The 10,388-nt window shown below is 28.2% G+C and carries 9 protein-coding genes; all 9 read right to left on the bottom strand.

The features are described from left to right. Window positions 1-41: 41 nt before the first annotated feature. Window positions 42-872 (bottom strand): FkbM family methyltransferase, encoded by an 831-nt coding sequence (locus EQG68_RS06150; RefSeq protein WP_129463913.1) that lies wholly within the window; start codon window positions 870-872, stop codon window positions 42-44. Further along, the gene (locus tag EQG68_RS06155; protein ID WP_246011661.1) at window positions 869-2,158 is read right to left on the bottom strand and encodes a glycosyltransferase family 2 protein; all 1,290 of its coding nucleotides are present in this window, start codon (window positions 2,156-2,158) and stop codon (window positions 869-871) included. Before EQG68_RS06155 ends, EQG68_RS06150 begins: the two co-directional genes overlap by 4 nt. An 83-nt stretch (window positions 2,159-2,241) precedes the next feature. After that, window positions 2,242-3,420, bottom strand: a complete 1,179-nt coding sequence (locus EQG68_RS06160) for a glycosyltransferase (protein WP_129463915.1) — start codon at window positions 3,418-3,420, stop codon at window positions 2,242-2,244. Further along, window positions 3,410-4,582, bottom strand: coding sequence for a glycosyltransferase family 4 protein (locus EQG68_RS06165; RefSeq protein WP_129463916.1), 1,173 nt, complete (start codon window positions 4,580-4,582; stop codon window positions 3,410-3,412). Before EQG68_RS06165 ends, EQG68_RS06160 begins: the two co-directional genes overlap by 11 nt. Next, window positions 4,569-5,954 carry an asparagine synthase (glutamine-hydrolyzing) gene (locus tag EQG68_RS06170; RefSeq protein WP_129463917.1) on the bottom strand — a complete coding sequence of 462 codons (1,386 nt, stop codon included), beginning with the start codon at window positions 5,952-5,954 and terminating at the stop codon, window positions 4,569-4,571. Before EQG68_RS06170 ends, EQG68_RS06165 begins: the two co-directional genes overlap by 14 nt. Beyond that, entirely contained in the window at window positions 5,954-7,036 is a 1,083-nt protein-coding gene (locus EQG68_RS06175; RefSeq protein ID WP_129463918.1) for a glycosyltransferase family 4 protein, read from the bottom strand. The genes EQG68_RS06170 and EQG68_RS06175 overlap by 1 nt, the downstream gene beginning before the upstream one ends. Further along, on the bottom strand, window positions 7,018-7,971 hold the full coding sequence (locus EQG68_RS06180) for a glycosyltransferase family 2 protein (protein ID WP_129463919.1): 954 nt from the start codon (window positions 7,969-7,971) through the stop codon (window positions 7,018-7,020). The genes EQG68_RS06175 and EQG68_RS06180 overlap by 19 nt, the downstream gene beginning before the upstream one ends. A 29-nt stretch (window positions 7,972-8,000) precedes the next feature. Beyond that, window positions 8,001-9,074, bottom strand: coding sequence for a glycosyltransferase family 4 protein (locus tag EQG68_RS06185; protein WP_164975398.1), 1,074 nt, complete (start codon window positions 9,072-9,074; stop codon window positions 8,001-8,003). 51 nt (window positions 9,075-9,125) lie between these two features. Continuing rightward, entirely contained in the window at window positions 9,126-10,376 is a 1,251-nt protein-coding gene (locus EQG68_RS06190; RefSeq protein WP_129463921.1) for a glycosyltransferase family 4 protein, read from the bottom strand. Between the last annotated feature and the right edge of the window lie 12 nt (window positions 10,377-10,388).

Consider the following 10,388-nt stretch of genomic DNA (forward strand, 5'->3'; position numbering starts at 1 on the left):
GTAAATAAAATAATAATCATATAATTGAAAAATTCAAAATCCTAACAATTTGTTGGAAGTGCATCCCCTTCTTTAATCATTTTAAGGTAAGTAGGATAGTCTTCATTAAAAGGCAATAATAAAAAATGACATTTTCCTCTTTTAGCAACTATTTCAGAATCTGTAATTTGAATGGATTGGGCCAAATAATAAGCTTTATAATTATTTTCTTTACACCAATTTATAATACATTGAGCATTCTCTTTCATAGGGAGTTCTTTTAGAGAATGCATTTCTATAAAAAACTTAGTTTTTTGTTTTGCTGCTGTATCTTTTGCTCCCAAAACAGCTAAATATTCAGCCCCTTCAACATCTATTTTTATCAAATCCGGGGAAAACCCAACTTTATTAACCAGAGTGTCTATTGTAATTTTTTCAACTTCTGAAAATGAGTTAATAGCAGCAGCCGTTGTGGCATGACTAGAATACATACTTCCTGCTGCACCTGAACCTACTGTATAAAAGTTTATTTTCTCACCATCCTTTTCTCCTATAAAAGCTGATATAAATTTAGATTTTAGACCAAAACCATTATAAATCATGTTTTGAGCGGCTTTTGCTAATACTTCTGGATTGGGGTCTACCAATAAAATATTTTTATTTTTGTTTTGAATGGCGGCTATCAAAGAATTATACCCGATATTACAACCCAGATCAAAAACATTTTCTGAATTTTTAGCAAGAGCAAAATACCACGCATCATCTTTATCAATTTTTTTTCTTATTGAATTAGGCAAAACTTTCAGCTTGACACCACAAAAATCTACTTTGTTGTATAGTTTCTCTTTTCTAATGTAATAACTTAAAATATTTTTAATTTTTTTTAATTTCATGACCTACTAATTTTGCTTTTTTCTTTTAATTTTTTACTTGACATCTGCCAAGATTTAAATATTTGAAAAGTAATCAAAGGTAATAAAAAAGCAATCATCAAAAATGAAAGTGATTTTAACACCCTACTTTTTTTAAATTTATATGGAATATATGATGGTATAATGTTTATTAACAACATGTAAATAGAAGCATTTGTCTTATAGTATTTTCTTGTATAATACAACACGCTTGGCACAGGCCTAGGACCAAACATTTTTTTTGGCCGCCAACCATCCCAACTTCCCATTTGTCTGAGCCCTCCTTCCGAAACTTTTAAATGTATTCGCTTAGCCTTATAGTTAGATATGTTTTTATAACCATTTAAATAACATCGTAATCCAAATTCGCCATCTCCCATACGTTGCTTTTCAAATTGTAAATCAAAGAAACCTATTTTATAAAAAATTTCTTTTTTAATTAATACATTGCCAGTATCTAATTGATCACTCCATTTAAAATAACTATAATTTTTAGGGACTTCTGCTCCAACAACACTAATTGAAACACCTGAAGACAAATCTGCTTTGAAATAGTCCAAACATTTTAAATGCTCCTCTATCCAATTAGATTCAATTAAAGAATCATCATCATAAAGAAGAATCAACTCTCCCTTTGCTGTTTTAATTGCTTCATTTCTTGCCTTCCATAATGCTTTTTCTTCTTGAAACCAATATTTCAAATCTAAATTCCAATTTTGATAAAATTCTTCTTTGAAGTCATCCGTTTGATCTACAACAATAAGTTCAAAATTTTTATAGGTTTGATTTTCTAAATCTCTAAGTACATTTTTTAAATATTGATATCGATTTAACGTTGGAATAATAATAGATACTTGTGGATTTGTATCAATTAAATTACTTTTAAAACCTTCATAATCTTGATATTGATAGATTTGCTTAGAATAATCTTGTCTGCTTATATTTTTGTGTTTGAAAAAAGCTAGAATTTCTTTTACAGGATTATTAAAGGTTATAATTCTTATTATTAATACATATATAGACCAAACTTTATGGAAATTTTTTTTTAAAAACAAATACTCATCTTCTAATGGTAACAATTTTTTTTCCCATACATTAAGACCAGAATCAAAATTTTTATTGATAAAACCTGATTGAAAAGCAGTCCATGCCAACTCTCTTTTCATACTTTCATCAGATTTAAAACGAATATCTTTTTGTATAATGTAACCGGAATCAATTAATTGTTTTTCTGTTGGAAAATATCCAAAATCTTTTGTTGATTTCAAGTTGAAATACCATATCGGGCGTGTGTATTTTAAAAAATTAAAAATCATATTTTTTAGTTTATTATAACTAATTCATGTACAAATTAAAATGAATAAAAAGCTTTAAAAAGCTCCATTTGTTTAGTCAAATTAAACTCTCTTTTAACTCTATCCATAGCGTTTTCTCTAATTTTTATTTTTTCTGCCTCACTTAATGCAATAGTCTTTACTATTCTTTCTGCTAGTAAAGGTGGATTTCTTTTAGGAACAACCCATCCTGTTTTTTCATGAAGCACATTTTCGCTTAATCCATCAGCATCGCTTACAATGCAAAGTAAACCAATGGCTTGAGCTTCTAAAACCGCGTTGCAAAAACCTTCTTGAATACTATATTGAATGTAAAAATCACTTTTTTCGAGAATATTTTTTACATCATTATGCGATATTTTTCCAACAAACGTAACATTTGAATGCAAATTTAATTGATGAACGGCAAACATAAGTTTTTCTCTTTCAATTCCTTCTCCAATTATCGTGTAATGGAAAGGAATATTTTGTTTTTTTAAAATCGAAAATGCTTCTAAAGTATATTCTAAACCTTTTTTCCAATGAAGACGACCAATGGTTATAAATTGAAAGACAGAATTTTTTGTTTCGTATTTTATTGAAGGCTGAAAAAAATCGACATTTATTGCCGGTGTGATTTTGTTTATTGATTCAGCTGAAACTCCATATTCTATTAAAGTATTTTTCATTTCATCAGATAAAACATGGTATATTACATTTTTGGAAAACAATAGCTGATAACAATTTGGAAATTTAGCCGGATAGATATATAAATCAAAACCTCTAAAACTCACTGCCATTTTGGATCCGATTGCTTTAGCAACATTTTCACTTTGCAAAGCCATTGTTCCGAATCCAAAGTGTAACCAACTTAATTTATAAGGTAAAAAGTGACTGTTAATGAAAATATTTTTAATAGAACTTTTGACACTTAAGCCATCTTTTCTGTTTAATTTTAAAAGTTTATATGTTGCTTTTAAATTTTTTAAACAATTTATGAATATGAAAATAAATTCAAATATTAATGAAAATCGTAAATCAAAATTAGGAGCAAAAATTGTTTTACAAGTGGGATGACTAACTTTACTTTTACTACTAGAAAACAAAATAACGTCAAAACCATTCTCTTGTAAACCTTTAATTTTTGAATTAAAAAAAGTTTCAGAATAGGCCGGAACGTTTGCTAAAACTAATCCTATTTTAGGTTTATTCGCCATAACTTTTTTTGTATAATAGCATCATATCTTGAATCATTTTACTTTCTGTATGATTGTTTTCGATTGAATTTCTAGCGTTATTTATTATTTTCACATATGTACTTTCGTCCAGATTTGCAACTTTTTGAAGGGCTATTGCCATAACTTCAGGATTTCTAATTGGAACAATAAATCCATTTTCATTGTCATTAACAACTTCATTAATTCCTCCACAATCAGTTGAAATTACGGGGGTGCCTAATGCCATTGATTCTAAAATTACATTTGCAATTCCTTCCTTAAAACTCGGTAACAAAACGACATCTGACTGTTGAATTTTTGAAATAATTTTATCAAATGGTAATTTTTCCACAAATTCAACTTCGTTGATTAAATCGAGTTGTTTACGTTGAAATTGTAACTCTTCATTCTGTCCTACTCCTACAATTGTGTAATGAAATTTCACATTATTATTCTTTAAAATTCGCATCGCATCTAAAGCTACCGTGTATCCTTTAATCCAATGTGAACGACCTACTGAAAGAATTTGAAAAACTTCATTTGTTGGTTTTTGTTGATTAAATGTTAGATAATTTAAATCTAAACCACTGTAAACAGTATTAGATTTTGAAATTTCAGCATTGTACTTCGTAGCTTCTTGAATAATTTCATTTGAAACGCCATGAAAACCATCAACCAAAGGAAAGTATTTCTTATAAATTTCTGCATATTTTGGTTCGCAAATAGGAGTATAATTGATATGAGCCCCACGAAGACTAACAATTAATTTGATGTCAAAATCTCTTACCCAAACCCAATCTTCAATACCTTTAATCCATTGTAAATGAAAAACATCCGGTTTATCATAAAGAATTGGATAGTATCGGATTTTAGAAATAGTATTATTTTTATTATTCAATTTCATCCAATTTTTTAATTGAGTCTTTTCTTTGCGTCTAAATAAAGAAAGTAATAATGAATAATACATTAAAATAAAAAATTTATTAATCTTACCAGAGTAACCTACAATTTTTATATTATTAAATTCATAGGAAACTTTTTGAGTTAAATTCCCTATGATAATTAGTTTGCTACCTTGTTCTGCTAAACCATTTATCAATCGATCTATAAAGGTTGGAGGTGGAATTTCACCACAATAGATAGCTATCTTAAACTTTCTCATTATTATATAAATGCATAAAAAGTGAAAGCGTTAATAATGTACTTACAGGATGAGAATATTTTAAAGATTCTTTCCCTTTAAAATTAGTATATATTTCCTCAGTGAGTTTAGGATCGATAAAATTCTGAAAATTTTTATTTTGAAATAACCAATGCGTTAAGTTACGCTCATTATCAGTACCTAAAAATTGATTTTCATAGTTGTTTACTACCTTATTTTTAGTAATAAACTCTCTATCAAATTTTTTATATAATCGATAAGGAAAATTATAGGGGAATTTATTAAAATGATAATTATATAGGTTAAAAGGACGTTGATCTTGCCATGCAATTCTTGCCAATGCAGGATTTCTCATTTTAAGATATGCGATTTGAATTTGTCGACCGGCTAAGTATTTTTCCGGTATCGTACAAATGAATTCACACATTCGATTATCGTAATAAGGTAAAGTAATAGGTTTGACCGATTCAAAAAAAGATAAATTTACACTTGTCCAACGTGGTGCCCAATATAAACTTTTAAATGCCCTAATTTGGGCATTAGCATTTTCCGGAATATTTATTTCTTTAAGTAGCTGTTTTATTCTTTCTTTTAAATAAGATTCAAAATCCCCTTCAATCCCCCATGAATCCCAGAGTTTTTTTCCCAAAATTAACCCCCCTTTTTTCAACACTTTTTTGGCCATCAAATTGACTTGTTCATCAAACGGTAAATGATCTTCTACTTTCATATCATCAAAAAGAACATCTCCCCAATGACCTAAGCAAAAAACATCACCCATATTTGACAATTTATCCAAGACAGCTGCTTGACGAGGATGAGTAAACTCTGTATAACATTGATTTATTCCAGCAATTTTTCCGATATCTTTCCACAAATAACCTTTCGGAATTATCCATTTTTCAAAAGAAAATTGGCAAACGTTAGCTATTTTTTCAGCAAAACAAGTTTCCACTAATCCATTTTCAAATTCGTAGCTATAACTATTCACATTTTTTTTAAGATAATGAAGGGCAGCCGCTTGCGTTCTGCTATCTAACCCCCCTGAAAGAGGTAGAATAACTTTTTTATCTCCAACTTGTTCGTCAATTATTTTTTCAAAAAGTACTGCAAATTCTTTTACAACTTGTTCAAAAGGTCTTTCAATTGGGGAATAATGCCATTTGAAATAATTGTTTTCAGAAACAATGGTTTGCTCATCTACAGAATAATTAAAACATGGTTTTAATACTTTTTGTTCTTTAAAATATGTGTCTTGGTCCAAAAAAAAACCAGTTGCAGCAAAAACACATATAGCTTTGTAGTCTATTGTTTTCGTTTCACCAACAAAAATTGGCTTAGGAGGAATTATTTCGGTTTTAATACCAGTCATTATTTTTTTGCAATTTTTAAATAAAGTTCTTCATGTCTTTCTATAAACTTTTTAAGAGAAAAATAATCTTCACAGTGCTTCCTCATCTTTTGACCTATCACATTTCGTTCTTGAATTGACATTTTGTAAAAGTAAATAATTTTATCGGCAAGTTGCTTGTAATTGCCTTGTTCAAAAAGTAAATCTTCAAAATCATTTAATACATATCTTATTCCGGGAATATCGGAACCTAACACAGGTAATCTCATGCTCATTGCTTCTAGAAGTGCAACAGGCAAACCTTCTCTTTGACTCGAAATTATGTATAAATCTGACTCGTTTTGAAATGGTCTGACATCATTATACTTACCTAAAAATTTCACTTGTTCTTCTAACTTTAACTCTACTACTAATTTTTTTAAATATTCTGCATATTCATTTTGATCATCACCCACTATTTTTAATTTAACATCTTGAATGTCAATTAATTGTAAAGCTTTTAAGATGTCTTCAATTGCCTTAACAGGAACTAAATTGGCAACAGTTATTATGTTAAAACTATGCTTATTAGCAGAAGATTCTGTCTCTTGTTTTTTAAAATAATCAGTATTAACACCAAAGGGAATCAAAGCGACATTTCTTTTATTTGGAAAGAAATTTTTCATCTCTAAATTGGTTGTAATTATAAAGTAAGAAAAATAACTTTTAATTTTCCAGTGAATGTTACCCCAGGACATTGACTTTTTTGTATATACAAATTTTGATCTTGTTAAACATACTGCTAACGCTTCTGTCCAGTCACTACTCCAATACCATGAGTGAATTATATCATATTTATTTCTTTTAACAAAATCTTTAAAAGGTCTAACTCTAGAAAAAAGGCTATAATAGGGTTGATAAGGTTGATTGAAGTTTATAAAGTGAATTGGTAAATTTAGAGACTTAACTTCATTAAAAAAGTTTCCCTTAGAATTTTTACAAGCAATTTCAACTTCAAACTTAGATTTGTCCAAGTGTTTTGCCAAATCATAAAGAACTTTACCACTTCCAGAGCTTTCAAAATTTGATATGGTTAGTAATATTTTTAGTTTATTCTTCTCCATAAATAAAAAAAAGGATTGTATTTTATGTTTGGAATAATTTTATTAATCATCAAACTCAATTTATTTATTAGTAATGAATCTAACTTAAAATCTTTTAGTCTTTCATCATATATTAATTCTGAAACAAGAATTTTATCGTTACTGCACAATTTAAATATATCAACATTAAGCTGTTTGTTTAATATGGTAATTGCTTCTTTATTTGTTTTTACTAATTCATCATTAATAAGATTTTTTCTTAAATTGAAGTACGATAGCAAAGCACCATTTTTCTTTTTATTTCTCAATGAAATTGTAGAATCGACATGTCGAGTATAAAAATTATACACTTTATTGTAGTAATATCCACTATAGAAAAGACCAAGTTTAATAAATAAAAAAGCATCTTCTCCTGTCGTAGAAGAATGAAATCCACCAAGTTTTTTTATTACTTCTGTTTTTGCTACTATTGCACCCGGCCCTTGAAGATAGAAAAAGTTTTTTAACCAAATTAAACCTAAAAGTGGTGGCTCTACAACCCCTTCTTTAACTCCTTCTAATGGTTGTAGCATTGTTCTTCCGTCAGTATACTTTCTTTCTGTACGGCACAATACATAATCCACATTATGGGTTTCAAAAAGATGAATATCTGTTTCTATTTTTTTTGAATCAACATAATCATCACAATCTATGAATGTAATATATTTACCTTTCGCCTTACTTATACCTAAGTTTCTGGCACTTCCTGCACCTTGTTGTTTTTCAGATAAAATTGAAAATTCAAATTTAGTTTGTGCCAATAATTGATTTAAGATTTTAACCGAATCATCACTAGAATTATTATCAACAAAAATGGTTTCAAAATCTTTGAAAGAAAAATTGTTAATGTGTTCTATGAAATCAGGCAAAAAAGTTGATCCATTGTAAATTGGTACTATTATACTAACTTTTGGCATTATGACTATTTATCAAGTAAACTTCTATTCTAAATGTTTAAACCTACTAGTTTTTTATACAGTTCTATTGTCTTACTACGCTCAATTTCAAGAGTGAAATTTTGATTAACAAATTCTATTGAACTATTTGAATAATCAAAATACTCTTCCCTATTAAGCCATAAATCTGCAACTCTACTTGCTAAAGTAGAAATATCTTTATCTTCATACACAATTGCTGTTTTATTTTTTATCACAGCTTCAGGCAATCCTCCTGCATCAGATACAATACAAGGTAAACCTACTGACTGTGCTTCTAGAACGCTAGCAGAAAGAGCTTCAGAGATGCTTAATTGAACATAGAAATCATATGATTGATATCTTTTTTTTAACTCCTCATTTTCGATTTTCCCTTTAACAAAAACATTATTTTCAAGGTTGTACTTATTGATTGTAAAATATAATTCACCTAAATCGTTACCATCTCCATAAATATCCCATCTAAAATCAATTTTATTTTTTTTTAATTCAACTGCTAAACCTATTGATCCTTGAATATTTTTTTCCCATGTCATTCTAAATGCAGAGACCAACATCAATTTATTCTGGTTAGGGTATTTGGGCTTTGAAGTTGAAAAAAAACCAAAAGAAACAGGAATAACAGTAATTTTTGATGGGTTGACTCCCCACTTTTGCAAGTACTTTTTTTGATCCTCGCTTACAGTAATAAAAGTATCAATTTCATTTCCGTATTTGGAATAAAAATCTTTCCATTTTGAATTTACCCATGGCTTAACATAAGTATCACCTCCTCTTAAAGTAATTATAATTTTAGGTCTTTTGGAAGAAGGCAGCTTTAAAAGAGGTAAAATTTTTGAAAATAAATAGGAATGTTGTATATGAATTATATCAAACTTAGAAAAAATCTGTAGATCAATACTTTTTGAATTAGAAATTCGTAAATAGTATTTTAATCGTTGGAAATAATCTAAAAATCCATACGATTTTATATTATAATTTGAACTATGACTAAATCTATAAGTTAATATTTTTATATTACATTTTGTCTTGATATAATCAATTGACAATTGAAGATATTTTTGATATACTCCAGGATAATCCATGTAAACGTATAATATTTTCATAACCTTTCTAACACTTTAGGATTAAACTAATTAAATACTTGCATAAACTTTTATTAGTTTTTGTCCAATAATGTTGCTCTCAAATTCATTCAGTACAAATTTATGTCCTTTTTCTCCCATTTCCATTCTCAATTTTGGATTATTATAAAGTAAAATAAGTTTTTCTACAAATTCTTCCTCTTTTTCATTGGAAATTAAAAAACCCGTTTCATTTGGAACTATCCCATATTTAATTCCTCCCACATCAGAAGTGATAATTGGTAATTTAAAATATTGAGCTTCTTGAAGCACCAATCCTTGCGTCTCAGAACGTTTTGTGGTTTTGTCTTCTATTCCCGGATATAAAAAAACAGAACCGTTTGCCATGATTTTAAATACATTTTCCTGATTAATTGCACCATAAAATACTATGTTGGCTGTAATATTTAATTTTCTTGCTAATTCTTTTAATTCTTGAATCATTTCACCATTACCAATGATATGCAAAACGACGTTTTCACATTTTTTTTGCATCATTTGATAAACCATTTTTATAGCTCTATCAGGACCTTTCCAATTAATCAGTCTACCACAAAAAACAATGTTGAAAATATTGTCTTTTGGCTTTTCAATTAAATGTTTTTTTAAATACGTTTCTTTAAATCCAACCGGTATGATGTAATTTTTAGTAATGGTCGGATTGACTAATAACAAAATATTTTGTAAATAAACCGAATTGGTAATAAATGCGTCAAAATGAATAAAGACGCCTCTATAAAGAGATTTATAGTAATCTACTTTTGAAGGCGTTAAGTCTGATCCATGAAAAGAAACTACAGCTTTAGAATGGCTACATAGCTTTAGCTCGAAAGCATCGGCAACTTTTTTTGCATTAAAGCCAAAATGACAATGAATAATATCAAACTTCTTTTTAAACAATAAAATTGGTAAATCGTAATAAACCTTTATTTTCCTCGAATTCGTTTTTATTTTAAGAGGATTTAGTAAACTGAACATACGATAATGATTGATTTGCAAAAAATGCTTCGTATAAAATAAAATGGCTGCTTTTATTTTTTCCCATTTAGAACCTTCATTTTTAAAGTGTGTTACTGTACTATCATGCAAATTATAATCTTCAAAAATTTGGTGAATTGGTTGATTTTTCGGTTTTACATAGGAAAAAACAGTTACTTTATATCCTTTATCAATAAGATCTGTAATCTGGTTGATAATAAACGTTTCTGTTATTGAAGGAAATGTTGTAACAACTACAAGGATTTTATTATTTGTTTTTATCATAATTGACTAATA

Source organism: Flavobacterium piscinae (genome assembly GCF_004122145.1).
In the GTDB taxonomy this organism is placed as follows: domain Bacteria; phylum Bacteroidota; class Bacteroidia; order Flavobacteriales; family Flavobacteriaceae; genus Flavobacterium; species Flavobacterium piscinae.

What these genes read in the sequence shown, in the direction of transcription:
- EQG68_RS06175 (WP_129463918.1), bottom strand. Translation starts at nt 7,036, where the DNA reads ATGGAGAAGAATAAACTAAAAATATTACTAACCATATCAAATTTTGAA.
- EQG68_RS06190 (WP_129463921.1), bottom strand. Translation starts at nt 10,376, where the DNA reads ATGATAAAAACAAATAATAAAATCCTTGTAGTTGTTACAACATTTCCT.
- EQG68_RS06165 (WP_129463916.1), bottom strand. Translation starts at nt 4,582, where the DNA reads ATGAGAAAGTTTAAGATAGCTATCTATTGTGGTGAAATTCCACCTCCA.
- EQG68_RS06160 (WP_129463915.1), bottom strand. Translation starts at nt 3,420, where the DNA reads ATGGCGAATAAACCTAAAATAGGATTAGTTTTAGCAAACGTTCCGGCC.
- EQG68_RS06170 (WP_129463917.1), bottom strand. Translation starts at nt 5,954, where the DNA reads ATGACTGGTATTAAAACCGAAATAATTCCTCCTAAGCCAATTTTTGTT.
- EQG68_RS06185 (WP_164975398.1), bottom strand. Translation starts at nt 9,074, where the DNA reads ATGGATTATCCTGGAGTATATCAAAAATATCTTCAATTGTCAATTGAT.
- EQG68_RS06180 (WP_129463919.1), bottom strand. Translation starts at nt 7,971, where the DNA reads ATGCCAAAAGTTAGTATAATAGTACCAATTTACAATGGATCAACTTTT.
- EQG68_RS06150 (WP_129463913.1), bottom strand. Translation starts at nt 872, where the DNA reads ATGAAATTAAAAAAAATTAAAAATATTTTAAGTTATTACATTAGAAAA.